This window comes from Paracoccus sp. MKU1 (assembly GCF_001447385.1).
GTDB lineage: Bacteria > Pseudomonadota > Alphaproteobacteria > Rhodobacterales > Rhodobacteraceae > Paracoccus.
On record NZ_LLWQ01000209.1, the window covers coordinates 56,831 to 80,447 of the forward strand.

The following is a 23,617-nucleotide window of genomic DNA, read 5'->3' on the forward strand; positions in this document are numbered from 1 at the left end:
ATGCTTTACAACGAAGAACACGAGGCCTTCCGCGACGCCATCCGCAAGATGGTGCAAAAGCACGTCGCGCCCATCGTCGCCGATCTCGAGGCGACCGACCGCTTTCCCGCCGAGCTTGTCCCGGTCTTCGGCGACATGGGCCTGCTTCAGCTTTGGCTGCCCGAGGAATATGGCGGCCCCGGCGGCAACCTGACGCTGGTCTGCATCGCCAAGGAAGAGATCGCCAAGGTCTCGCTGGCGGCCTCGACGCTGTGCGCGAACAATTCGATCTCCTTCATCCTGCCGATCCTGAACCACGGCACCGAGGAACAAAAACGGAAATACCTGCCGCTGGCGGCGGAGGGTCGGCTGATCTCGGCCATCGCCATCACCGAGCCGCAGACCGGATCGGACGTGTCGTCGCTGCGCACCCGCGCGGTGCGGGACGGCGACAGCTGGGTGATCAACGGCCAGAAAAGCTGGATCACCTGGGGGGCGGACGCCCATTACGCCATGGTCTTTGCCCGGACCTCGGATGAGCCGGGCTCGAAGGGGATCAGCGCCTTCATCGTCGATACCACCACGCCGGGCTTCCGGGTCGGCAGCAAGGAGCACAAGATGGGCCGGCACGGCTCGCCCAGCCACGAGCTTCTGTTCGAGGACATGCGCGTGCCCGCCGACTGCCTGCTGGGCGAGGAGGGGCAGGGCTTCATCGCCTGCATGAAGACGCTGGACCTCAACCGCCCGACCATCGCGGCCGGCTCGCTGGGCCTCGCGCAGGGCGCGCTGGACGCGGCCGTGGCCTACAGCAAGGAACGCCATCAGTTCGGAAAGCCGGTCGCCCATTTCCAGGGCTTGCAGTTCAAGCTGGCCGACATGGCGATCAAGGTCGAGGTGGCGCGCAACATGCTTTACAACTGTGCGGCCGAGATCGACTCGGGCGATCATTCCCGGCTCAACATGCTGTCCTCGATCACCAAGTGCTTCGTCACCGACATGGCGATGGAGGTCACGACCGAGGCGGTCCAGGTCCTGGGCGCCTATGGTTATTCCACCGAGTTCCCGGTGGAGCGCATGATGCGGGATGCGAAGGTCAACCAGATCATTGAGGGGACCAACGAGATCCATCGCATGATCATCGCCCGCCGTCTGCTGGCGGCCTGATCCGATGGCGTTGCGATCCCTGTCCGCGACCTATATGCGCGGTGGAACCAGCCGGGCGCTGTTCTTCGACCGCGCTGACCTGCCCTTGCTGCAGGGTGACGATACCGCGCCCTGGGACCGGATCTTTTGCGCGGCAATGGGCAGCCCCGATCCCTGGCAGCGCCAGCTCGACGGGATGGGGGGCGGCATCACCTCGCTCTCCAAGGTGGCGGTAATCGGTCCGCCAACCCATCCTGAGGCCGATGTCGATTATACCTTCGCGCAGGTCGATGTGACGGCGCCGGTCGTCGGCTATCGTGGCAATTGCGGGAACATCTCCGCCGCCGTGGGGCCTTATGCGCTGCATCGGGGTCTGGTGAGGGTCGAGGGCGACCGGGCCAGTGTCACGATCCACAACACCAACACGCGCAAGCTGATCCGGGCGCGTTTTCCGGTCGAGGCCGGCCAGCTTGCGACAAAAGGCAATCTGGCCCTAGATGGGGTCGCGGGAAGTGCGGCGCCGATCGAGCTGTCCTTTCCCGATCCCGGCGGAGCCGCGACGGGCCAGGTCTTTCCGACCGGCCTGCGTCAGCAGGAGCTGCAGATCCCCGGGCATGGCTCGGTTCGGGCGACCATGATCGACGTCTGCAATCCGCTGCTGATCCTTGAAGCGCCGGATTTCGGGTTGGCCGGGGATGAAAGCGCGGCTGGGCTTGCTTCGGATACCGGCTTGCTTGCCAGGCTTTCCGAGGCGCGATGCCTTGCCGCGGCGATGATGGGCTTGGTCGAAGCTGCCGAGGTCGCGCGCAGGGAACTGCGAAACCTGCCGCTTGTCGCCGTGATCTCGCGGACCGAGGAGGCCAATCTTCGCGTCCGCATGTTTTCGTCGGATCAGCCGCATAAAGCGTCGCCGCTGACAGGGGCGATGGGCCTCGCCGCAGCGGCGGCCATACCGGGAACCTTGGCGCATGAGATGGCCCAAGCCGCCACAGGGCCGGGAAGCTTCCGCATCGCGCATGTCTCGGGCATGCTCGAGGTTGCGGCCAAGGGCGAGTTTGACATCCCCGAGCCACTGGTCACGGAAACCACCGTGCTGCGAACCGCGCGGGTGCTGATGCAGGGCAGGGTCTTCTATTGAGCCTGCCCGCCCTTGCGCTACCCGCATTAATGGTTCATCTTTTGAAAAACCTACTTATATGTAGGATGAGATGAGACAGGGATTGCTGCATGTCTGACGCGAGCGACAAACCGTTAGCCACCTATGCGCCGGTTCATACGAAACGCGCCTTCGAGGAGGTCACCGATCAGATTAGGGGCCTGATTGCGCGTGGCGCCTTGCGCCCGGGGGATCGCCTGCCTTCCGAGCGAGAGCTTGCCGAGCAGTTCAGCCTGTCCCGCAATACCGTGCGCGAGGGCTTGCGGGCGCTGGAGATCGCCGGGATGCTGGAATTGCGCAAGGGGGCGACCGGTGGCGCTTTCGTGCGCGAGGGGCAGGGGGATGCCGTCATTTCCAGCTTCGCCGATCTGTTCATCCTGGGAAAGATCCAGCCAGGACATCTGACAGAGGCACGCCAAATCGTGGCGGTCGCGGTAACGAGGCTGGCCTGCCAGCGCGCAAGTGAAGACGACTTGGACGAGTTGGAGGCGAATGTCGAAGCAAGTCGTCAAGCCGTCAGCCGAGGCGACTTTCCCGAGCGGACCCGCATCAACCTGGAGTTTCACCGGCTGCTTGCGAAATGCACCCGGAACCCGGTTCTCATTGTCATCTATGATGCGATGATCGAGATCCAGCGTCAGATGCTGGAAGTGCTGCCCGCCGCACCGAACAGCGCGGTCATGCCTTCGCGTGAACGGCTGCTGGGCTATCTGCGTGCCCGGGATGAAGACCGGGCGGCACATGAAATGGAAAGCAATCTGCGTCTGTTGCAGCAGCACTATCTGTCGGAACAGGCCAAAGGCTCCGCCTGAAGACGTGGCAAGCGAGGCTTTGACTTTTTCGCAAGGGTGAGGCAATGGTTGAACCTTAGAAGATTCTGAGGTGCCTATGGCTTTCCTTGTCGAGCCCATTCCCCCGCGTGAGATCCCGTTGCCGGTCATCGCCGGGATACGCCGTATTGTGGCGCCGAATCCCGGTCCGATGACCTATCACGGCACCAATACCTATTTGATCGACGTGCCGGACGGGGTGGTGGTGCTGGATCCAGGTCCAGCAGATGCGCCGCATCTGCGTGCCGTGGCAAAGGCCACCAATGGGCGCGCCAAGGCCATTCTGCTGTCGCATGGGCATGCCGATCATTGCGCTGGAGCGTCGGTGCTTGCCGACATGCTTGGCACCCCCGTCCTGGGGCATGAAAGCTTCACTTCTCGCGTTGCCGCGATCACCGGGCAGTTGCGTCATGGCGACAGGATCGGAGAGCTGACCTGTCTGCACACGCCGGGCCACGCCATCGACCATCTGTGTTTCGCCCTTCCCGGCGGGATCGTGTTCACCGGCGATCATGTAATGTCATGGTCAAGCAGCGTGGTGCCTTTCCCTTCGGGGGATATGCGCGCCTATATTGCCAATCTGGCAATGCTGCGGGATCGTGGCGACAGGTGGCATTTGTCAGGCCACGGACCGGCTTTGCCATCCCCTTCGGCGTTTATCGACCAGCTTATCGGCCGACGGTTGAAACGCGAGGCGGGTATCCTGAATGCGTTGGAACCCACGACGTGCACGCCGGAGGAGCTTGTCCATCGGCTTTATGAAGGGCGGGTTTCCCCAGTTTTCAGGGCGGCGGTGCACAATGTCCGTTCCCATCTTGAAAAGCTGCGAGCGGATGGGCGCGTGGTTAGCACAGAGGATGGTCGCTGGCACAGGGTTGACAGTCGCGTCACGCAGAAAGTTGGTTGTTTATAGGTTCAACCATTGATACAATTAGGGAGCGGTTGATGCGGGGACGAAATGAAGACTCAGTTGATGCAGAGGCCTTCCAAGGGTCGGTGGGACGATAAGTTCCTGCGGGCCGAACGGAAGTGGCAAAGCTGGCAGATGCAGGACCATGCCAAGCCGGATCGGGCGCTGCCGCTTGTCCTAGAGGGCAAGGCCCGGCGCCAGCCGCAGCGGACGGCGCTGCGCTTTGGCGACACGGTGCTCAGCTATGAGGAGCTTCACCTAGGCATCAGCCGTTTCGCCAATGGCTTTCATTCGCTCGGCCTGCGTCCGGGTGAGCGAGTGGCGCTGATGCTGCCGAACTGCCCCGAGGCGCTGTTCTCGTGGTGGGGGGTGAACCGCATCGGTGGGGTGGACGTGCCGATCAACATATCGCTTCGGGGTGAGGGTCTTGCCTATCAGATCGCGCAAGCGAATTGCGTCGCTGTCGTAGTCGAGGACGCGCTGCTTGAACGGCTGCTACCGGTCATCGAGGATCTGCCATCGCTCCGGCATGTAATCGTGATGGGGCAAGGGCGGCCTCCGTCGCTGCCTGGCGGTTCCGCCGTCTGCCTGCACGACCTTGTTTCGCTGTCCGAGTCCACCCCGTCGTTCCGCCCAGACTATCGCGATCTTGCCAGCATTATCTATACATCGGGGACCACCGGGCGATCGAAAGGCGTGATGATCGGCCATAATTATTGGTATGAGATCTGCGCCGAGGCCGTGCGCTATGCGCGCTATACCGAGGACGACATCCTTTATGGCGGCCTGCCGCTGTTCCATGTCAGTGCCAGGGGCACGACGGTGGGGCCGGCCATGCTGGCCGATGCAAGCGCAGTGATTGCCGAACGCTTTTCGGCAAGTCGGATGCTTGACGATTGCCGCCGCTGGGAATGCAGCGCCGCGAAGTATATCGGCGGCATCATGCCCATCTTGATGAAGCGACCCCATCGCGAGGATGACTGGGACAACCCGCTGCGCCTTGTCGCGGGCGCCGCGGCGCCGGTTGATCTGTTCGACGCTTTCGAGAAGCGGTTCAACACCCGTATCCTTGAAGGCTATGGACAGACTGAAGCGACGATCTGCCTGGTGAACCCGATCGACGCACGGCGGCCCGGTTCCTGCGGCAAGCCGATCACGGGCTGGGACGTGATGATCGCGGATGACGGCGACAACGAATGCCCGCCGGGCGTGGTGGGCGAGATCGTGGCGCGGCCGCAGCGCCCTTTCCTTGGCACGATGGGCTATGACGGCATGCCCGACGCCACGCTTGCCATGATGCGGAACTATTGGCTGCATACCGGCGACTTGGGATACAAGGATGCCGACGGTTATTTCTTCTTCGTGGACCGGAAATCCCAGGCGCTGCGGCGGCGGGGCGAGAACATCTCGTCCTTCGAGGTCGAGGCGGTTCTGGACCAGCATCCGGCGGTGCTGGAATCCTGTGTGGTCGGCGTGCCCTCCGACCTGGGCGAGGAGGAGGTGAAGGCGGTGGTGGTCCTGCGCGGGGGGCAGGCCCTCGACCCGGCGGAACTGATCGACTGGTGCCGCACGCGCCTCGCCTATTTCGCGATCCCGCGCTATGTCGCCCTGCGCCACGCCTTGCCCAAGACCCCCAGCATGCGGGTCGAAAAGCACCGGCTGAAAGCCGAAGGGGTCACCGCCGATTGCTGGGACCGCGAAAAGGCCGGCATCGTCCTGGAACGCTGATCGAGGGTTTTGGCGGTATCAGCGCCGGCAAGGGCCGACAGCGCCGGCCGCTCCTCTTCTGTTCGGACGCAGCCGGGTTTCCGTCTTCCTTGCCACAAGAAACTTGACTTAACAGGCATAGGTTATATGGTTGAACCAATGATATGCCTGATAGGGAGGAAACAGGCATGAGAACGGGAATCCGTACTCTGGCTTCAATGGCATTCACGGCATTGCTGGCGGTCGCAACCACCTTGCATGCGCAGGAGATGCCGGACCCCGCCGACGAGGCGGCGCTCTACGACATGGCGAAGTCCGAAGGCAGTCTGGTGTGGTATTCGGGCGGGGCGCTCGACACCACCAAGGCCATGGCCACGGCCTTTCAGAAGAAATACCCCGGCATCCAGGTCGAGGTCATGCGCCTGCCCGGCGCCTCGCAATACCAGCGCTTCATGGAAGAGGTTGCTGCAGGTCACGACATCGCGGATATTCTCTGGCTCAGCGACCATCCCAGCATGGTGGCGCTGGTGGATGACGGGATGGTCGCCGAATGGAAGATCCCGACCCATGACCGCTTCGATCCCCGCTATCTGATGGGCCAGTCGGCCTATGCGTTCAACCGCGTGGATTCGGTCATCATCTACAACGAAAACCTGGTGACCGAGGAAGAAGCGGAACTGCTGCGGGCAGACTGGCGCAATGTCCTGGATCCGCGCTTCGCCTCGCGCTTCGCGGTGACTTCGGCCAAATGCGGGGCCTGCTACGCGCCGATCAGCCTGTTTCTCGATCCGGCCCAGGCCAATACCTATCCCGAGGATTTCCTGGAACAGGTCGGTGCGCAGAAACCGGCGGTCTATGGCGATTTCATCGCCATGGTCGACCGCGTCGTCGCGGGCGAGAAGGATTTCGCCTATTGGAGCTTCGAGTCCATCGCCGCAACCCGGCGCGCGCAGGGGGCGCCGGTACGCTGGGTCTATCCGCAACCGACCCCGGCCTTCCCCAGCACCTGGATGGCGATTTCGGCCACGGCGCCGCATCCGGCCGCGGCCCGGCTTTTCCTGAACTGGATGGGCAGCGAGGACGGCGCCCTGTCGCTTCAGCGCGACTATTACAGCAAGCCCACCCTGCAAGGCGTCGAGGATAGCCGCAGCTTCGTCAGCGAGGACTGGTATCAGCCGCCGGCCGAACTTTACGAGGTCGATTTCGAGCATTGGCCCGAGCGCTACGAGACCGACATGGCCCGCTGGGTCAAGGCGATCCAGCAATAAATAGGCCACGCGATCCATCCCGCCAACGCGCCTCGCGCCGTCGGGATGGGCCGTTCCCTTCAACCTGACCAATCAAACGGGATGCGCTCATGTCTGGCATCAGCTTGCAGTCGGTTCACAAGTATTACGGCGCCTTTCACGCGGTGAAGGGCATCGACCTCGAGATCGAGGACGGCGAATTCGTCGTGCTGCTGGGCCCGAGTGGCTGCGGCAAGACCACCACCCTGCGCTGCGTCGCCGGTCTTGAAGGTGTCTCGCAGGGCCGTATCGACCTGGGGATGAAGACCGTCTCGACCGCCGAACTGTCGATCCCGCCCGAGAAGCGCGACATCGGCATGGTGTTTCAATCCTATGCGATCTGGCCGCATATGACCGTGGCCGAGAACGTGGCCTTCGGCCTGCGCCTGAAGAAGCTTCCCGCGCAGGACATCGCCCGGCGCGTGACCACCGCGCTGCGCCGCGTGGGGCTGGAGCATCTGGCCGGGCGCGGGGCGAGCCAGCTATCCGGCGGGCAGCAGCAGCGCGTCGCGCTGGCGCGCGCCATCGTGCTCGAACCGAAGGTGCTGCTGTTCGACGAACCGCTCAGCAATCTGGACGCCAAGCTGCGCGAGCGGATGCGGTTCGAGCTGCGGCAGTTGTTGCAGGGGCTGGGCATCACTTCGCTTTACGTGACCCATGACCAGCAAGAGGCGATGGTGGTTGCAGACCGCATCGTGCTGATGAACGAAGGCCGGATCGAGCAGATCGGCTCGCCCCACGATATCTATTACCGGCCCTCGACGCTTTTCGGTGCCGAGTTCGTCGGCCTTGCCAACCGGCTGCGCGGGCGACTGGTTGCCAGCGGCAGCCACAGCCGCGCCCGCCTGGCGAACGGCGAAGAAATTGCCGCGGGTCCGACCACCGTGCCGGTCGGAACCGAGGTCGAGTTGATCGTCCGTCCGGAACTGGTCGAGCTTTCGACGAACAATCCGGGCGGTGAGCATGTGTTCCGCGGCAAGGTCGAGACCAGCTATTTCCTGGGCAATATCGCCGATCTCTATTTCAGCGTGCTGGGCCAGCAGATGCGCGGACAGCTCAGCCCGCCGAACCGTTGGGAAAGCGGGCAGGACATCTGGGTCCGCATCGACCCGGCACATGTCCTCGTCTTCCCAGTTTCCGCGACGGCCTCGACCGTCCGAGCCGCCTGATCCGTTCAGGAAAGGAACAGCAACGATGGCAATCTTCGCTATCCGAACCAGCGAAAACCCGGCGGGTGATTTTCGCCTGGCGCAGATGAAGGAACAGCGCCGCGCCGCCAGGATGCAGCGCTGGTTCGGCCCCGAACGCATCCTGTGGATCATCCTGATGGTTGTCGTCCTGGCCGTCTCGATCGCGCCGCTGGTCTTCGCGGTGGATGCCTCATTCTACGAGGAAACCAAGGTCGGCCTGAGCGACAAGCGCAGCCTGGATGCGGTTATCAACGTCTATTTCTCGCGCGAGTATCTGGGCTACCTATTGAACGCGCTGGCGCTCTCGGCTGTCGTGACGGGTCTTTCACTGGTGGTCGGCGTCTTCATGGCGCTGCTGGTGGCGCGGACCGACCTGCCGCGTAAGGGGTTGATGGAGCTTCTCGTCATCATGCCGCTGTTCGTGTCGCCGTTCACGGGCCTGATCGCCTGGATCGCGCTCGGCTCGGAGCGGACCGGCTTCATCAATGTCGCCTGGGTCCGGTTCTGGCAGGTCTTCGGCGTCGATGCCGGGCCGCTGGTGAACATCTGGAGCTTTGGCGGCGTCGTCTGGGTGATGTTCCTGTTCTTCTGCCCCTTCGTCTATCTGTTCACCATCGGGGCCATGCGCAACATGGACGCCTCGCTTGAGGAAGCCGCACGCGCCAGCGGCGCCGGTCCGGTCTACACGCTGACGCGGATCACCATACCCATGTCGACGCCGGCGATTTTCTCGGCGGGGCTGCTGGTCTTCATCCTCGCGGCCGAGCTTTACACCATTCCCGGCATCATCGGCACCAACGCGGGCTTCACGACCCTGCCCTGGAAGATCTACGAGGATTCTACCGCCTTCCCCGTTCACCGTGCCCATGCCGCTGCGGCCGGCACCATGATCCTGTGGATCGCGCTGATCGGGCTTTTGCTGCAACGGCGCATCACCCGGCGCAGCGAGCGCTATGTCACCATGGGCGGCAAGGGGTTCAAGGGCCAGCTTCTGCCGCTTGGCGGCTTGAAATGGCCGGCATTCGCGGTCCTGGCGCTCTATGTGCTTTCGGCCGACATCCTGCCGCTCGTCTCGATCATGCTGTCCTCATTCATGCGCTTCAGCTCGGCGACGATCAGCCTGGATCTGCTGACCTTGGATCACTACCGGACGATCTGGAACCTGCCCGATGTGCGCTCGGCCACCCTCAATACCTTCATCCTTGCGGTGCTCAGCGGTGCGGCCTGCGTGGTGATCGGCTTTCTCATCAGCTTTCTCGAGGTCCGCCGCTCGGGCCGGGGGGCACGGCTTCTGGCGACGCTGGCGGTGCTGCCGGCGGCGGTGCCGGGAATGGTCTACGGGATCGGGCTGCTCTGGCTCTATCTGCGCACGCCGCTTTACGGCTCGATCTGGATCCTTCTTCTGGCGATGATCGCGAAGTTCCTGCCTTATGGCGTGCTGGTCAGTCGCTCCGGGATCATGCAAGTTCACCCCGAGCTTGAGCAGAGCGCCCGCATGTCCGGTGCCTCGCCCTTGCGCGCGGTCCGCGCCATCCTGATGCCGATGGTCAAGCCGACGATGATCGCCCTGCTGTTCTTCGTCATGCTGCAATCCATCAAGGAGCTATCGGCCTCGGCGCTGCTCTATGGGCGCAACAGCCAGACGCTTTCGGTGCTGACCTGGCACTACATGGACGGCGGCGAATATCAGTTCGCCTCGGCGGTCGGGGTGGTGCAGACGGTCCTGATGATCGGCCTCGTCCTGCTGACGCGCGCGGCCTTCAAGGTTCGCCTCGAGCGGGTGATGGCCTCGGAATAAGAGCACCGGGATGCCCGGCGGGCGCCGGCATCCCGCACAGATCTCAACGACATGACGAACACGGGGTGCGGGCATCCCGGTGGTCCTTTGCGGCTCCGGGCCAGGGGGGTCGCATGCGCAAGCGAACTGGCATCACACCGAGAGGGAGGATCAAGATGACAACCGAATGGACGAAGGGACGCAAGACCGGCCTGCTGGCCGCGGCGCTTCTGGGCTGCGGCGCGGCAGGCGCATCGGCACAGGATCTGGCCGCGCTAGAGGCGCGGATCGCCGCGCTCGAGGCCGAAAAGGCTGCCCTGCCGGCGGCGATCGCAGGGCCGGGGGTGAAGCTGTCCTTCTACGGCTTCACCAAGCTCGATCTGGTCGGCGACAACAACTATGACCTCGGCTATACGACCGGCGGCATGGCCAGCGTCGGGGAAAGTTCGGTGCAGGACGGCGGCAGCGGGGCGACGGCCTTTGAAAGCCGGCTGGGCGTCAAGGGCAGCATCGACACCGAGATCGGCGAGGTGAAGTTCAACCTCGAGGGCGATTTCTACGGCGCGGCCAGCGGCAGCGGCAATTTCCGCCTGCGTCACGCCTATGGCGAGGTCGGGCCGTTGCTGGCCGGCCAGACCTGGACGAACTGGATGCCCTTCGAGGGCACGCCCGGTGCGGTACAGGACTTCAACGGCGCGGCGGGTGGGACCAACTACCGGGTGCCGCAGCTGCGCTATACCTTCCGGCCGAATGAGCAATGGCGCCTGTCTCTGGCCATCGAAGAGGATTACGCCCCCGGCGCACAGTCGAACCTGGCGCTGTCCGCTTTCGGCGGCTATGCCTCGCCACGGGTGAAGGCCGGCCTGGGCGTGATCGCACGCAATCTTGAAGCCAATGCCGGTGAGACCGTGCGGGGTCTCGGCTATGCGCTCGGCGCGGATGTCGAGGCCTGGCAGGGCGGCAAGCTGCAGCTGCAATATGTCGGCGGCAAGGGGATCGCGACCGCGATGAACAATGCCGGGGCGGCGACGATCGACATCGCCACCGGCGGGAAATACGCCTATGACATCGACGCCAATGGCGATGCGATCGAGGTCCAGGGGCTCAAGGCCGGCATCACCCAGAAGCTGGGCGAGAAGAGCGACCTTTCCGTGGCCTACGGGATGCAGCGCTTCGACGATTATGCCGGAGCGGCGGACAGCGGGACGAAACAGATCAGCTCGGCCTATCTGACCTATCGCTACTTCGCCACCAAGCAGCTGATGCTGGCGGCCGAGGTAAGCTATCTGGAGCGCGAACAGTTCGACGGCGCGAGCTTCGACAACACCCGCCTGCAGGGCGTGGTGAAGTTTACCTTCTGAAGCGAAGCAGGGCCGTCCGATAGGGCGGCCCTGGGCGAATTCGGCTTTGGTGATGTTCTACAAGCAACCTGTTTTTGCTGACGGAGAAAGATCGAACGCCCTCGACATTGCGAAACAATGTCCAATGCGCGCCTCCGCAAGCATCCCGTACTCTAGGGCGTGTGGGGCTTCATCGTGAGTTGATAACGGCTGCAGCGAGGTAGACCATTGCTTCGAAGCTTTGATCGGTTTTGCAGGCACGCATAGCGGTGCTTGAACTCCTTCAGCTTGCAGACGAAGTTCTCGATGAGGTGGCGCCAGGCGTAAATGTCGGGGTCGATCCTAGGTGTTCAGTCCCGGCATCTGGTGGATCGGATTGACGATGAATCTGTCGGGCTCTGAAGTCCAGACCTTGCAGATGTATTCGTAGGGCGTGAGGCCATTGAGGGTCTTGAGCCTGCGGGCGAAGTTGTAGGCCGCGAGGAAGTCGCTCAGGTGTCGGCGCAACTGACCGTGGCTGTCGTAATGGAAGCGTTTTACCGTTGCCTCCTTGATTGTTCGGTTCATCCGTTCGACCTGACCATTGGTCCAGGGATGGTTGATCTTGGTGAGCCTGTGCTCGATGCCGTTCTCGTCGCAGACGCGATCAAAGATGTGGTGGAAGGCGTATGTGTGGTGAGCGTGATTGGTGAACTGGACGCCGTTGTCGGTAAGCACCGTATGCAGTCGGTAGGGAACGGCCACGACCAGATCACGCAGGAACTGGGCGGCTGCCATCTTGCCGGCCTTTTCGACCAGGCGGGTGAAGGCGAACTTGCTGGTCCGGTCGATGGCCACAAAGAGGTAGAGCTTGCCCTCAGCGGTTTGGACCTCAGCGATGTCGATGTGAAAGAACCCGATGGGATAGCGTTTGAAGCGCTGCCGCTTCGGCTTGTCGCCCTCGACATCGGGCAGGCGGGAAATACCATGCCGCTGAAGGCAGCGGTGCAGCGCCGAGCGGGTCAGGTGCGGGATCGTCGGCTGCAGGGCGTAGAGGCAATCGTCCAGAGGCAACAGGGTGTGCCGCCGGAACGCGACCACCATCGCCTCCTCCACCTCGCTCAGAACGGTCGAGCGGGGCTCCTTCGGTCCGGTCTTCAGATCCTCGACTGTCGCCCGCTTGCGCCACTTGGCCACTGTCTTCGGATTGATGCCAAACTCGCGGCTCAACACCGCGAGCGAAGCTTGCGATCGCTGTATTGCTGCTCGGACGGCGTGCGTGGTCGTGGCGCTCCCGTGACGAACTTGTCCCATAGGGCCTCCTTCCATTCTGTAGAAAGGATCGCACCATCAAATTGTGGGATCAAACACCTAAGAACCAGATCGACCGGCCAGGCAGCCTGGTTGCGCGAAGGTCGAAAGTCGGCCCAACCCTTATCTGATCACCAAAGGGAATGGTGTCTCCCGTAAAACCGCGCTGTTGCTGATGACGCCTGCTTTCGCGCTCCTTGAGCGCAGAAGAAGGCGTGCGTGGGATTTCTTCTGGTTTTCGTCGGATCGGGCATCGGCGGCATGGCGCGCCACGGTGTCGGCGTGCTGGCGCTCAGATGGCTCGGCTCGAACTTTCCTATCGGGACGCTGACCATCAATATCGCCGGGTCCTTCCTCATGGGGGGCGCCGAATACTGGGCGATCCGGGGTGGGCTTCCCCAGCCTTTGCGCCTATTCCTGACCACCGGCGTCATCGGCGGGGTCACCACCTTCTCGACCTTTTCGGTATGGCGATCAGAGAAGGACATGGCATCCTGAGGGCAAGGCGGTTCGCAGCGCTGGCATGGAAAGGGGCGAGGCCACCCTCCTGACGCGGGGTGCAGCGCAAGGAGCGGGGTGACCATCCTGCCGCGCTCCGTCATTCATGGGTCAGGCAAAAGCGAGGCACATCTTCATGACGACCGGAAAAATCCGCATCGGTATCGGCGGCTGGACCTATGAGCCGTGGCGGAACAGCTTCTATCCCGGAAAGCTCGCCCAGAAGCGGGAACTGGAATATGCCGCCCGCCAGCTCACCTCGATCGAGGTGAACGGCACCTATTACGGCAGCCAGAAGCCCGAGAGCTTCCAGAAGTGGCACAACGAGACGCCCGAGGATTTCGTCTTCTCGCTGAAGGCGCCGCGTTACGCTACCAACCGCAAGGTGCTGGCCGATGCGGGCGAGACCATAGAGCGGTTCCTGAACAGCGGTGTGATCCTGCTTGGCGACAAGCTTGGTCCAATCAACTGGCAGTTCATGGCGACGAAGAAATTCGACCCGGTCGATTTCGAGGCTTTCCTGAAGCTTTTGCCACCGTCGCATGAAGGGCGCGCCCTTCGCCATGTGGTCGAGGTCCGCCACGACAGCTTCCGCGTGCCCGAATTCATCGAGCTGATCCGCGCCCATCACGTGGCGGCGGTGCTGTCGGCGGGCGGAGACTTTCCCCAGATCGCCGATCCGACCGCCGATTTCGTCTATGCGCGCATCATGGGCACGGTCGAGGACGAACCCTCGGGCTACAGCCCCGAGACGCTGGACCTCTGGGCTCAACGGACTCGGATCTGGGCTGCGGGCGGTGCGCCCGAAGGGCTGGACTATGTCGGAAACGCCGCCCGGTCCGGCCCGCGCGACGTCTATCTCTACGTCATCGGCGGCCACAAGGTCAGGAATCCGCATGCGGCCATGGCGCTGATCGAACGGCTGGGCTGACGGCGCCTGAAGGCGGGGTGCCTCCTTGCGCGAAACCATCGCCACTCCTGTCGATACGCAGGGCCGGCGATACGCATGCGGTTTGCAGGCCATCGCCATCGAGCTGCTACGAGACTTTCTATCGCTACGTCTGTTCGGCCGATAATCAGCCAGGAGCCGGGGCGCTAGCGCGGGTAATCGCGGCACAGAGCGGCGATGCCATGTTCCTTTCCGTCCCTGGTCTGCGCCGGGGTCGTGGCCTGCTGCCCGTTATCCATCAGGCCAAGCCGGCTCGGCGCTCTCCGCGCCGAGGGAAGTCGCAGAAAAACAATGGTTTGCAATTGTGGATCACCGACCGGGACCGCCGCGATCCGTTGGCATCCAGATGAAGGCTCCGCCGCGCAACCAGGGTTCTCAAGGGCGGCCTGATCGCCTCGACGATGATGATGGCGCGTCCATGCTCCGCCCCAGGGGCGGCGGTCGTCGCCGCAGCGGGCATCCAGGACCGCCCGTCAGGTCACGGCCGGCTGGCCAGCAAGGCCCGCAGCTGCGTGGGGAACAATTGCAGCAGCAGGGTCTCGGTGACCGCATCCTCGGCCTTCGCGACGAAGACGCGCAGGTCGATGGGGCTGTCGTCGCGGGGCACCAGCTCCTCCGGGCCGCCGAAGCTGAGGTCGAACATCGCGCGCCAAGTCGGGCGGCCGACCACGGGATAGACCGCGTCGTTGGACACCACCCCGCGCGAGGCGGTGATGTTCAGGTGCGGCTTGTCGCCGGAACCCATCGAAACCGGGGTGAAGTCGCAGACAATCTTCACCGTCTCCTGCGGGCGCGGCTGGCCGGGCACGCCGCCGGCGCCGATGCGGACCGCGACGAACTGCCCGGTGCTGCCGGTCAGCGGGCTGTCCTCGAGCCAGGACAGCCGGTAGTCCAGCCGGTATTCCGCGCCCGGCCTCGCCGCTGCAGCGGGCTGCCAGAAGGCCACGATATTGTCGTGGATCTCGTCATCGGTGCTGAGCTCGGCCAGCGTGACCGTGCCGTCGCCCCAGTCGCCCTTGGGCGCGACCCAGGCGCTGGCGCGCTTTTCATAGAAGACGCCGTCGTCCTGATATTGCTCGAAATTCCTTTCGCGCTGCATCAGGCCGAAGCCCTTGACCGAGGGCGCGCTGAAGGTGTTGACCATGGTATGCGGCGGGTTGTTCAGCGGCCGCCAGATCCGTTCGCCCGCCTGGGTCAGGATCTCGAGCCCGTCCGAATCGTGGACCTCGGGCCGCCAGTCCGGCGCGATATGCGGCGTGTTCTTGCCGAACCAATACATCGAGGTCAGCGGCGCGATGCCCAGCCGCTCCACCCGCTCGCGCATGAAGATACGGGCGGTGACGTCCTGTTCGACCCCCTTGCCGCGGCGCGAATGGATGCGATAGGCGCCGGTCGCGCGCGGGCTGTCCAGCAGCGCATAGGTGGTCATGCCGCTGTCGGTTTCCGGTTCCAGCCAGAAATGGGTGAAAAGCGGGAACTCCTCGGGTCCCTCGGGGATGGCGGTGTCGATAGCCAGGCCGCGGGCCGAGAGGCCGAACTGGCCGCTATAGCCCGAAGTCCGCCAGTAGGAGGCGCCCAGGAACGCCATCCAGTCGAGCCCGGTTTCCGCATCCATGACGCTGAATCCGGCGAAACCGTCGGTCCGGGCCAGCCGCCGCGCCGGGTTGTCGGCGGGAATGTCGAACAGATCCAGCGAAAAGGGAATCTCGGTCGCCATGCCGTCCTTGAGCGCATGGATGTGGACCGGCTGCTTGAAGTATCGGCCGGGGAAGAAGAACCGCACCCGCGACGAGGCCGGCTCGTCGCCCCAGAGCGTCCGGTCCTGGCGAAAGCGGATTTCGTTGTGGCGGTCGTAATCCACCTGTTCGAGGGTCTCGGCCTCCTCGATCTCCGGCGGCCGATAGGCGGCCTGCGCCAGCGCACGTGCCCGCTCGGTCAGGATCTCGAAGGAGAACGCCTCCGGCTCGGCATCGCCGGTGATGCTGTCCGCCGCGCGTGCGATCCCGGGCAGCAGGAAGAAGGCGCCGCCCCCCAGCGCAGCCTGCAACACGGTGCGACGAAAGAGGTCTTGCGAATACATGATGCTCCAAGGATTAGGTGATTCAGCCGCCTGCCATCGAGACGCAGCCGCGGCCGCATTGCAAGCCGTCGGGCCGGAATGGGCCGAGTCTTGCCGACGCCGCCCCTTGCCGCGGCGCGGCATCCTGCCGGCGCCGGGCCGGGCGTCAGCCGCCGCCGGGCGGCCACATGCGTTGCCAGACCCCGTCGCGCCTGACCAGCGCGTGATGCAGCGCCGCGCCGACATGCACCGCCAGCAGCGCGATCAGCAGCATGGCCGCGATGAAATGCAGCCCCTGCGCGGCCCCGGCCAGCGCCTCGGATTTCGGCAGCCAGGGTCCGGCACCCATCGCGTCGAGCAATTCGATGGGAAAGCCGCCGGCCCGCACCCGCACGAAGCCGCTCAGCGGCATGACGACCAGCAGGATGTAAAGCGCCCGATGCGAGGCCGCCGCCGCCTGCCGCTGCCAGCCGGGGACCGAGGCCGGCAGCGGCGGCGGCGGGTGCAGCCGGCGATAGACGATCCGCGCCAGGATTATCGGGATCAGCAGCGTGCCGGTATTCTTGTGAAAGATGAACAGCGCGTCCTGCAAGCCGCGGTCCAGCCCCTCGCGCGTCATGGTCAGTCCTGCCGGGATCATCAGCAGCACGGCAAGCGCGACGATCCAGTGAAACAGGCGGGCGGGCGTTCGGTAACCGGATGCGGGCTCGGTCATCGGCTGGCTCCTTTGCCCCATCCTAGCGCAAACCCCGCCCGGCGCAAAGCCATGGCATCTTGACGGAACCCACGCTTGGCGTAGCATTTTCCCATGTCCGACCGCGATCACGGCCCGCTTGCGCCGCCGCCCCGTCCGGCGGCGGGAATCCCGGCGCAGGTTGCCGCCAGCGCCGTCATGGGCGTTTTCGCCATGCAGGCGCTGCGGCTCGGCGGCATCGGCGGCATGGCCGGCGGCTGGCTGGCAGCCAGCGCGCTTTATCTGGGCTGCTGCGCGATGATCCTGGCGCAGATGCGGCGCAGCTATCCGCATGACCGGATCGGCGGCTGCAACGCGGTGACGCTGCTGCGCGCCGCCATCACCTGCGCCCTGCTGGCGCCGCTTGCGGATGGGATCGCGGCAGGATGGGCGGTCGCGACGGCCGGGCTGGCGGCGCTGGTCCTCGACGGGGTGGACGGCTGGCTGGCGCGGCGGTCGGGCCTCGTCTCGGGTTTCGGGGCGCGGTTCGACATGGAGGTCGACGCGGCCTTCGCCCTGACCCTGGCGCTGCATGCCTGGCTGGGCACCACGCTGGGCCCCGAGGTGCTGCTGCTGGGGGCATTGCGCTACGGCTTCGTCGTCGCCGGCCTCATCCTGCCCTGGCTGCGGGCCGAGCTGCCGCAGCGCCTGCGGCGCAAGGCGATTTGCGTGCTGCAACTCGGCACGCTGATCCTCTTGCAGACGCCGCTGCCCAGCCATGCGCAGGCCGGGCTGCTGGCCTGGATCGCCACGGCGGCGGTGGTGCTGTCCTTCGCGCTCGACATCCGCTGGCTATGGCGGCATCGGCCATGACGATGCGCCGGGCCCTGCCGCTGCTGGTTGCGGCGCTGGCGGTCCAGCTGGCACTGATCCTGCCGGGCGCCGCCATCCGCCCGACGCCGGAGCTGCCGCTGCTGCTGCTTGCCCTGGTCCTCGGCGGCGGCATGGCGCGCCTGCCGGTCGCGGCGGCGCTGACGCTGCTGGCGGTGCAGAAGCTCGCCGACCTTGCCATGGTTTCGGCGCTGGGGCGACCCTTCAACATCGCGGCGGACCTGCCGCTGCTGGATGCGGCGGTGCGGCTGGCCAGCGGCAGCCTCGGCCCGCTCGCGGCTTTCGGCGCCGTCCTGGCCGCCGTGTTCGCCGCCCTGGGCATCGGCGGGGCGCTGTGGTGGGCGACGGGGCTCTGGACCCGCCCGGCCACGGGGCGGCGCCCGCGCATTGCCCTTGCCGCGGCTATCGGGCTGGTCCTGCTGCCGGCCATGGCCCCGAGGTTCGAGAATGCGCGCTATGCCACCCAGCGCGCCGGCCTGGCCGCCGCCACCCTCGCCGCGCTGCGCGACTTCCGGGCGGCGGCGGCAAAGGACCCGGTGGCGGGCCGGCCGGCCCTTCTGGGCGCCATCGACCGCGACGTGCTGGTGATCTTCGTCGAAAGCTACGGCCGCGCCAGCTTTGCGACGCCCTTCCATGCCGATGCCCATCTTGCCATCCTGCGCCGGGCCGAGGCCGATCTGGCGCAGGCCGGCCTTGCCATGCGCTCGGGCTTTCTCGCCTCGCCGACGCAGGGCGGGCAAAGCTGGCTGGCGCATGCCACATTCGCCTCGGGCCTCTGGATCGGCGACCAGGCGCTCTATCAAGCCCTGCTGGCCAGCGGACGGCAGGGGCTGTTCCACCACGCGCAACGCGCCGGTTTCCGCACCGCCGCCGTCATGCCCGCCATCACCCGGCCCTGGCCCGAGGCCGCACAAATGGGCTTCGACCGTGTCCTGGCCGCGGCGGACCTGGGCTATCGCGGCCCGCCCTTCAACTGGGTCACCATGCCCGACCAGTTCACCCTGGCCGCCGCCGACCGGCTGCTGCGCCATGTCGGGGATGTCCCGCTTTTCGCCCAGGTGGCGCTGATCTCCTCGCATGCGCCCTGGGTGCCGGTGCCGCAGCTGATCGGCTGGGACGAGATCGGGGACGGCGCGGCCTTCGCCGCCATGGCCGTCGCCGGCCCAAGCCCGCAAGAGGTCTGGCGCGACCCGGCGAGCATCCGCCGCCACTATCGCGACGCCATCGGCTATGCCTTGCAGACCGTCATGGCCTATGCGCTGCGCCACGCGGATGACGCGCCGCTGATCCTGGTGCTGGGCGATCACCAGGCCGCGCAGCGCCTCGCGCCGGAGGGCGGGCGCGACGTGCCCATGCATGTGATCGGCCCCGAGGCGTTGGTCGAACGCAGCGCCGCATGGGGCTTTGCCCCTGGCCTGATCCCGCCGCCGGACAGCACCGCGATCCCCATGGACCGAATGCGCGACCTGATCCTGCAAGGCTTTGCCGCGCCGGGAACCGAGCCGATGGAACGCCCGGCGGCGCAGGGCCGTTCTTCCCCCAGTCCCGCCACGACCCGAATGGAGGTGCCCTCATGACCCATTCCCCACTGACACGGCGCCGGCTCCTTCAGACGGGGGCGGCGGGGCTGGCGCTCGGCCTCTCCGGCCTGCCGCGCCCGGCGCGGGCGCAGGAAGCCGTGGCGCTGCAACTGTCCTGGCTGCATTCGGTGCAGTTCGCCGGCAGCTACATCGCGCTGCAGAACGGCTGGTGGCGCGAGGCGGGGCTGGAGGTCTCGCTGCTGCAGGGCGGCCCGAACGCGCCGGTCGAGCCTCCGGTCGTGGCGGGCACGGCGCTGGTGGGCGTCTCTGCTGCCGATTACGCCGCGGCGGCGGTGGCGCAGGGGGCGCCGTTCCGCATCATCGGCGTCGCCATGCAGAAGAACCCCTTCGCCATCGCCTCGCTGCCGGACAATCCCGTGGAAACCCCCGCCGACCTGGCGGGGAAAAGCATCGGCATGGCCATCGCCAACACGCCGGTGCTTCAGGCGCTGTGCCGGTTGAACGGGGTGGATTTCGACGCCATCCGCATCGTGCCCACGCAATACTCGGCCCAGCCGCTGATCGCGGGCGAGGTGGATTGCCTGCTCTGCTGGGAAACCGACCTGCCGGTCGCCATGGCGATCCAGGGCATCGAGGCCCGCACCATGCTGATGGCCGATCATGGCTATGCCCTGCATTCCCAGACCTATATCGCGACCGAGGACAGCCTTGCCCACCGCCGCGAGGCGCTGGTGGCGCTGATGGCGGGCGAGGCGCGGGGCTGGGAAGCCTGCCGCGCCGACAGCGACGCGGCGGCCGCGCTGACCCTCGCCATGTTCCCCGATGCCGGGCTGGACCTGCCCACGCAGGAATTGCAGGCCCGCCGGCAGTTGCCGCTGATGTTCTCGGACCTGACCGAGAGGCACGGTTTCGGCTGGTGGAGCGACGAGGCCGTCGAGGCCAATATCCGCACCCTGGCCCTGCTGGGCCGCGAGGTGACGCCCGCGCTCTGGGACCGCTCGATCCTGGAGGCGGTCCATGCAGGCTAGCAGCGCCGGGATTGCATGCCGGGCGCTGGCCAAGACCTGGCCCGGCGGCGTGCAGGCGGTCGCGGGCTTCGACGCCGATTTCGCGGCGGGGCAGACCACGGCGCTGATCGGCCCCTCGGGCTGCGGCAAGTCCACGCTGTTGCGCCTGGTCGCGGGGCTTGAGCTGCCGGAGAGCGGGCAGGTGCGCATCAATGGGCTGGACCCGGCCGACCGGCGCCGGCAGGGCGCGATCTCGGTGGCGTTCCAGGACCCCTCGCTGCTGCCCTGGCTCAGCGCCGCGCAGAACGTGGCGCTGGCGCGAAAGCTTGCCCGCCAGCCCGCAGATCCGCGCAAGGTGGCGCAGCTGCTGCGGCTAGTCGGGCTGGAGGGCTTTGCCGCCACCCGCCCCGCGGCGCTGTCGGGCGGCATGCGCCAGCGCGCTGCCATCGCCCGCGCGCTGGCCACCGCGCCGCAGGTGCTGCTGCTGGACGAGCCCTTCGGTGCGGTGGACGAGCTGACCCGCCGCCAGCTGGCGCAGGACCTGCCGCCGCTCTGGCAGGCGCAGGGCACCACGGCGCTGCTGGTCACCCATTCGCTGGCCGAGGCGGTGCTGCTCGCCGACCGCATCCTGGTCCTGTCGCCCCGTCCGGCGCGCATCGTTGCCGACATCGCCGTGCCGCTGCCGCATCCGCGCCGCCCCGAACTGGCCGACAGCCCCGCCTTCCGCCGCATCGAGGCCGAGGCGCGGGCGGCGCTTTCCGGCCCGGCGGGCGCGGCATGACCATGCGAAACGCGCTGGCCGGGTTCTTCCTGCTGCTCGCCCTGTGGCAGGCCGCGGCGCTGGCCCTGGCGGGCCGCTACCTGATCGCCGGCCCGGCCGAGGTCGCGCAATGGACCGCCGCCCATGCCGGCCTGCTGTCGCGGGCGCTGGTGGTGACCGGCGCGAATGCGGCGGCGGGCTTTCTGCTGGGGAACCTGGCGGCAGTGGCGCTGGCCGGCCTGGCGCTGCTCTGGCCAAGGTTGGCCGGACCGGTCTCGGGCCTGGCGCTGGTGGTCTTTTGTCTGCCGCTGGTCGCGACCGGGCCAATCCTGCGGGTGATGATGGGGCCGGGGGAGGGGCCGCAGATCGCGCTGGCGGCGCTGGCGGTCTATTATACGACCCTCATTGCGCTGCTGGCCGGCCTGCGCGCCGTGCCGGCGGCCTGGCTGGACCTGATCCATGTCTATGGCCGGGGCCGCATGGCCGAGTTGCGCCATGTCCGGCTCCGCGCTGCGCTGCCCTATCTGGTCGCCGGGTTGCAGATCTCGGCCCCCGCCGCCTTCCTCGGCGCGCTGGTCGGCGAGTTCACCGGGGCCGAGCGCGGCATGGGCGTGCTGACCATCCGCTTCACCCGCGCGCTGGACGTGCCCGCGCTCTGGAGCATCGCGGCGCTGGCCGCCGCCGTCGCGGTTGCGGCCTATGCGCTGATCGGCGCCTTGGCCCGCCGCTTTCTGGACGAGTCGCCGCCCGTCCTGCTGGCCCCGCCGGGTGCCGCGCCCGGCTCGCGACGCGCGGCGTTGACCTCGGCGCTGGCTGTGATCGCGGCGGTGCTTGGCGGGTGGTGGGCGGCGCTGCGGCTGGCCGGGCTCAGCCCGTTTTTCGCCAAGCGGCCGGGCGACGTGCTGGCGGTGCTGGTCTGGGCGCCGGATGCCGCCCACACCCGGCAGGCCCTGGCGCAGGCGCTGGCGCAGACTGGCGCGCATGTGCTGCCGGGCTATGCGGCGGGGCTGGCGGCGGGGGCGGGCCTCGCCATCCTGCTGGCACTGTTGCCGGCGCTCTCGGCGCTGGTCACGCCGCTGGCCGTCGCGCTGCGCGCCATCCCCATCGTGACCACGGCGCCGCTGATCGTGCTGCTGGTCGGGCGCGGTGCGGCAGGGGTCGTGGTGCTGGTCGCGGTCATGGTATTCTTTCCGACCTTCGTCGCCTGCCAGCACGGGTTGCGGCAGGCGCCCGGCCAGATCCTGGACGTCTTCCGCACCTATGCCGCCGGCCGCTGGCGACAGATGATCCATGTCCGCATCCCGGCCATGCTACCGGCGCTTTTCGCCTCGGCCCGGATGAGCGTGCCGGCCGCGGTGCTGGCCGTCACCGTGGTCGAGTGGCTGGCGACCGGCGGCGGCATCGGCGGGCTGATGGCGCTGTCGGCCTCGGTGTCGGATTACGACATGCTCTGGTCCGCGGTGGTGCTGGTGGCCGCGCTGTCCTGGCTGGGCCATGCCGCCGTCGGCGCGGCCGAGCGCCGCGTGCTGGCCCGCTACGCCCCCGAGCAGGTGCGCCCATGATCCGGCCCTGTGCCGCCGCCTTCGCCATCCCCGGCGACATCGCCACGCTGACCGGCGGCTATATCTACGAGCGCCGCTTGCTGGAGGGGCTGCGCGCCCTGGGCCACGACATGCGCCACCTGCAACTGCCCGCCAGTTTTCCCGACCCGACGCCGGCCGAGATGGCGGCGGCCATAGCGGCGCTGGCGGCCGAGGACCGGCCGCTCATCATCGACGGGCTGGTCTTCGGCGCCGTTGATACGGCCGGTCTCGCCCGGATCCGCGCGCCCGTCTTGGCGATGATCCACCACCCGCTGGCGATGGAGACCGGCCTCGACCCGGCGCGGCGCGCGCATCTCTACCGGACCGAGCGCGACAACCTGCAACTGGCGCGGCATGTGCTGGTCCCCAGCCGCCATGCCCGCGCCATGCTAACCGACCGCTACGGCGTGCCCGCCGACCGCATCACCATCGCCCGGCCGGGAGTCGAGCCCGCGCGGCTTCCCCCGTCGCCGGCCAGCCCGCCGCTGATCCTGTCGGTCGGCATCCTGCATCCGCGCAAGGGCCACGACCTGCTGCTGACCGCGCTGGCGGAATTGGCCGATCTGGACTGGCAGGCGGTGATCGTCGGCAATCCCTGGGACCGGACCCATGCCGCCGCGCTGGCCCGGCAACTGGCCGAAAGCCCGGTCGCGAACCGGGTGACGCTGGCAGGCCGCGTCGATGCCGAGCGGCTGGAACAGCTTTACGCCGCCGCCTCGATCTTCGCCCTGGCGACGCGATACGAGGGCCATGGCCTGGTCTTCGACGAGGCGCTGGTGCATGGCCTGCCGATCGCCAGCTGCGCGACCGGCGCCGTCTCCGACACCGTTCCCGCCGCCGCCGGGCTGCTGGTGCCGCCCGACGATCCGCCGGCCTTCGCCGCCGCGCTGCGCCGCTTGCTGGGCGACGCGGCCCTGCGGACGCGGATGCGTGATGCCGCGCGCCAAGCCGGCGACGTCCTGCCCGGCTGGTCGGAAACCGCAGCCGTTGCCAGCCGCGTTCTGGAGCGCTGCGCGCTGCCGCGCTAACCGGGGCAGGGATCACGATT

20 protein-coding genes and 1 riboswitch are annotated in these 23,617 nt (G+C 66.7%); of the genes, 17 read left to right on the forward strand and 3 right to left on the reverse strand.

Annotation, left to right across the window (positions count from 1 at the left end; translation table 11 throughout):
* The 9 genes from AQY21_RS21735 to AQY21_RS21775 all read left to right on the forward strand — a co-directional run bounded on the left by AQY21_RS21735 (position 1) and on the right by AQY21_RS21775 (position 11,339).
* Positions 1-1,143: an acyl-CoA dehydrogenase family protein gene (locus AQY21_RS21735; protein ID WP_058099678.1), complete on the forward strand. Its 1,143-nt coding sequence runs from the start codon at positions 1-3 to the stop codon at positions 1,141-1,143.
* A 4-nt stretch (positions 1,144-1,147) separates the two neighbouring features.
* Positions 1,148-2,260: a PrpF domain-containing protein gene (locus AQY21_RS21740; RefSeq protein ID WP_058099679.1), complete on the forward strand. Its 1,113-nt coding sequence runs from the start codon at positions 1,148-1,150 to the stop codon at positions 2,258-2,260.
* An 89-nt stretch (positions 2,261-2,349) separates the two neighbouring features.
* Positions 2,350-3,090 carry a FadR/GntR family transcriptional regulator gene (locus AQY21_RS21745; protein WP_058099680.1) on the forward strand — a complete coding sequence of 247 codons (741 nt, stop codon included), beginning with the start codon at positions 2,350-2,352 and terminating at the stop codon, positions 3,088-3,090.
* Between the two features lie 76 nt (positions 3,091-3,166).
* A complete protein-coding gene (locus AQY21_RS28120) occupies positions 3,167-4,021 on the forward strand; it encodes an MBL fold metallo-hydrolase (protein WP_082658224.1) in 855 nt (284 codons plus the stop codon).
* 60 nt (positions 4,022-4,081) lie between these two features.
* Positions 4,082-5,746: an AMP-binding protein gene (locus AQY21_RS21755; protein ID WP_238986867.1), complete on the forward strand. Its 1,665-nt coding sequence runs from the start codon at positions 4,082-4,084 to the stop codon at positions 5,744-5,746.
* Positions 5,747-5,913: 167 nt separating this feature from the next.
* On the forward strand, positions 5,914-6,993 hold the full coding sequence (locus AQY21_RS21760) for an ABC transporter substrate-binding protein (protein ID WP_161906092.1): 1,080 nt from the start codon (positions 5,914-5,916) through the stop codon (positions 6,991-6,993).
* 89 nt (positions 6,994-7,082) lie between these two features.
* Positions 7,083-8,180: an ABC transporter ATP-binding protein gene (locus AQY21_RS21765; protein WP_058099684.1), complete on the forward strand. Its 1,098-nt coding sequence runs from the start codon at positions 7,083-7,085 to the stop codon at positions 8,178-8,180.
* Positions 8,181-8,205: 25 nt separating this feature from the next.
* Positions 8,206-9,999 carry an iron ABC transporter permease gene (locus tag AQY21_RS21770; RefSeq protein WP_058099685.1) on the forward strand — a complete coding sequence of 598 codons (1,794 nt, stop codon included), beginning with the start codon at positions 8,206-8,208 and terminating at the stop codon, positions 9,997-9,999.
* A gap of 155 nt (positions 10,000-10,154) precedes the next feature.
* On the forward strand, positions 10,155-11,339 hold the full coding sequence (locus AQY21_RS21775; RefSeq protein WP_058099686.1) for a DcaP family trimeric outer membrane transporter: 1,185 nt from the start codon (positions 10,155-10,157) through the stop codon (positions 11,337-11,339).
* A 321-nt stretch (positions 11,340-11,660) separates the two neighbouring features.
* Here the strand turns inward: AQY21_RS21775 and AQY21_RS21780 are convergent, their stop codons facing one another.
* The gene (locus AQY21_RS21780) at positions 11,661-12,611 is read right to left on the reverse strand and encodes an IS481 family transposase (RefSeq protein ID WP_058099687.1); all 951 of its coding nucleotides are present in this window, start codon (positions 12,609-12,611) and stop codon (positions 11,661-11,663) included.
* A 127-nt stretch (positions 12,612-12,738) separates the two neighbouring features.
* Positions 12,739-12,800, forward strand: a riboswitch (Fluoride riboswitch).
* A 27-nt stretch (positions 12,801-12,827) separates the two neighbouring features.
* Between AQY21_RS21780 and AQY21_RS21785 the strand changes: the two genes are divergently transcribed.
* A complete protein-coding gene (locus tag AQY21_RS21785; RefSeq protein WP_058099688.1) occupies positions 12,828-13,106 on the forward strand; it encodes a CrcB family protein in 279 nt (92 codons plus the stop codon).
* Between the two features lie 136 nt (positions 13,107-13,242).
* The gene (locus AQY21_RS21790; protein ID WP_058099706.1) at positions 13,243-14,037 is read left to right on the forward strand and encodes a DUF72 domain-containing protein; all 795 of its coding nucleotides are present in this window, start codon (positions 13,243-13,245) and stop codon (positions 14,035-14,037) included.
* A gap of 496 nt (positions 14,038-14,533) precedes the next feature.
* Here the strand turns inward: AQY21_RS21790 and AQY21_RS21795 are convergent, their stop codons facing one another.
* Both AQY21_RS21795 and AQY21_RS21800 read right to left on the reverse strand, forming a co-directional pair.
* Positions 14,534-16,135, reverse strand: a complete 1,602-nt coding sequence (locus AQY21_RS21795; RefSeq protein WP_058099689.1) for a glucan biosynthesis protein — start codon at positions 16,133-16,135, stop codon at positions 14,534-14,536.
* 145 nt (positions 16,136-16,280) lie between these two features.
* Positions 16,281-16,829: a cytochrome b gene (locus tag AQY21_RS21800; protein ID WP_058099690.1), complete on the reverse strand. Its 549-nt coding sequence runs from the start codon at positions 16,827-16,829 to the stop codon at positions 16,281-16,283.
* A gap of 93 nt (positions 16,830-16,922) precedes the next feature.
* On the opposite strand from AQY21_RS21800, the gene AQY21_RS21805 reads away from it, so the two are divergent.
* Genes AQY21_RS21805 through AQY21_RS21830 form a run of 6 tightly spaced genes read left to right on the forward strand, consistent with a single transcriptional unit; the run spans position 16,923 to position 23,597 of the window.
* Positions 16,923-17,660: a CDP-alcohol phosphatidyltransferase family protein gene (locus AQY21_RS21805; RefSeq protein WP_058099691.1), complete on the forward strand. Its 738-nt coding sequence runs from the start codon at positions 16,923-16,925 to the stop codon at positions 17,658-17,660.
* On the forward strand, positions 17,657-19,255 hold the full coding sequence (locus tag AQY21_RS21810) for a sulfatase-like hydrolase/transferase (protein WP_058099692.1): 1,599 nt from the start codon (positions 17,657-17,659) through the stop codon (positions 19,253-19,255). The genes AQY21_RS21805 and AQY21_RS21810 overlap by 4 nt, the downstream gene beginning before the upstream one ends.
* A complete protein-coding gene (locus AQY21_RS21815; protein ID WP_152988317.1) occupies positions 19,252-20,247 on the forward strand; it encodes an ABC transporter substrate-binding protein in 996 nt (331 codons plus the stop codon). Before AQY21_RS21810 ends, AQY21_RS21815 begins: the two co-directional genes overlap by 4 nt.
* Positions 20,237-21,007: an ABC transporter ATP-binding protein gene (locus AQY21_RS21820; protein WP_058099693.1), complete on the forward strand. Its 771-nt coding sequence runs from the start codon at positions 20,237-20,239 to the stop codon at positions 21,005-21,007. Before AQY21_RS21815 ends, AQY21_RS21820 begins: the two co-directional genes overlap by 11 nt.
* Positions 21,004-22,548: an ABC transporter permease gene (locus tag AQY21_RS21825; RefSeq protein WP_058099694.1), complete on the forward strand. Its 1,545-nt coding sequence runs from the start codon at positions 21,004-21,006 to the stop codon at positions 22,546-22,548. Before AQY21_RS21820 ends, AQY21_RS21825 begins: the two co-directional genes overlap by 4 nt.
* Complete coding sequence (locus AQY21_RS21830) at positions 22,545-23,597, forward strand: glycosyltransferase (RefSeq protein ID WP_058099695.1); 1,053 nt, start codon at positions 22,545-22,547, stop codon at positions 23,595-23,597. Before AQY21_RS21825 ends, AQY21_RS21830 begins: the two co-directional genes overlap by 4 nt.
* Positions 23,598-23,617 lie beyond the last annotated feature (20 nt).

What these genes read in the sequence shown, in the direction of transcription:
- AQY21_RS21740 (WP_058099679.1), top strand. Translation starts at nt 1,148, where the DNA reads ATGGCGTTGCGATCCCTGTCCGCGACCTATATGCGCGGTGGAACCAGC.
- AQY21_RS21745 (WP_058099680.1), top strand. Translation starts at nt 2,350, where the DNA reads ATGTCTGACGCGAGCGACAAACCGTTAGCCACCTATGCGCCGGTTCAT.
- AQY21_RS21790 (WP_058099706.1), top strand. Translation starts at nt 13,243, where the DNA reads ATGACGACCGGAAAAATCCGCATCGGTATCGGCGGCTGGACCTATGAG.
- AQY21_RS21795 (WP_058099689.1), bottom strand. Translation starts at nt 16,135, where the DNA reads ATGTATTCGCAAGACCTCTTTCGTCGCACCGTGTTGCAGGCTGCGCTG.
- AQY21_RS21780 (WP_058099687.1), bottom strand. Translation starts at nt 12,611, where the DNA reads ATGGGACAAGTTCGTCACGGGAGCGCCACGACCACGCACGCCGTCCGA.
- AQY21_RS21770 (WP_058099685.1), top strand. Translation starts at nt 8,206, where the DNA reads ATGGCAATCTTCGCTATCCGAACCAGCGAAAACCCGGCGGGTGATTTT.
- AQY21_RS21735 (WP_058099678.1), top strand. Translation starts at nt 1, where the DNA reads ATGCTTTACAACGAAGAACACGAGGCCTTCCGCGACGCCATCCGCAAG.
- AQY21_RS21815 (WP_152988317.1), top strand. Translation starts at nt 19,252, where the DNA reads ATGACCCATTCCCCACTGACACGGCGCCGGCTCCTTCAGACGGGGGCG.
- AQY21_RS21755 (WP_238986867.1), top strand. Translation starts at nt 4,082, where the DNA reads ATGCAGAGGCCTTCCAAGGGTCGGTGGGACGATAAGTTCCTGCGGGCC.
- AQY21_RS28120 (WP_082658224.1), top strand. Translation starts at nt 3,167, where the DNA reads ATGGCTTTCCTTGTCGAGCCCATTCCCCCGCGTGAGATCCCGTTGCCG.
- AQY21_RS21830 (WP_058099695.1), top strand. Translation starts at nt 22,545, where the DNA reads ATGATCCGGCCCTGTGCCGCCGCCTTCGCCATCCCCGGCGACATCGCC.
- AQY21_RS21760 (WP_161906092.1), top strand. Translation starts at nt 5,914, where the DNA reads ATGAGAACGGGAATCCGTACTCTGGCTTCAATGGCATTCACGGCATTG.
- AQY21_RS21810 (WP_058099692.1), top strand. Translation starts at nt 17,657, where the DNA reads ATGACGATGCGCCGGGCCCTGCCGCTGCTGGTTGCGGCGCTGGCGGTC.
- AQY21_RS21765 (WP_058099684.1), top strand. Translation starts at nt 7,083, where the DNA reads ATGTCTGGCATCAGCTTGCAGTCGGTTCACAAGTATTACGGCGCCTTT.
- AQY21_RS21805 (WP_058099691.1), top strand. Translation starts at nt 16,923, where the DNA reads ATGTCCGACCGCGATCACGGCCCGCTTGCGCCGCCGCCCCGTCCGGCG.
- AQY21_RS21820 (WP_058099693.1), top strand. Translation starts at nt 20,237, where the DNA reads ATGCAGGCTAGCAGCGCCGGGATTGCATGCCGGGCGCTGGCCAAGACC.
- AQY21_RS21825 (WP_058099694.1), top strand. Translation starts at nt 21,004, where the DNA reads ATGACCATGCGAAACGCGCTGGCCGGGTTCTTCCTGCTGCTCGCCCTG.
- AQY21_RS21775 (WP_058099686.1), top strand. Translation starts at nt 10,155, where the DNA reads ATGACAACCGAATGGACGAAGGGACGCAAGACCGGCCTGCTGGCCGCG.
- AQY21_RS21800 (WP_058099690.1), bottom strand. Translation starts at nt 16,829, where the DNA reads ATGACCGAGCCCGCATCCGGTTACCGAACGCCCGCCCGCCTGTTTCAC.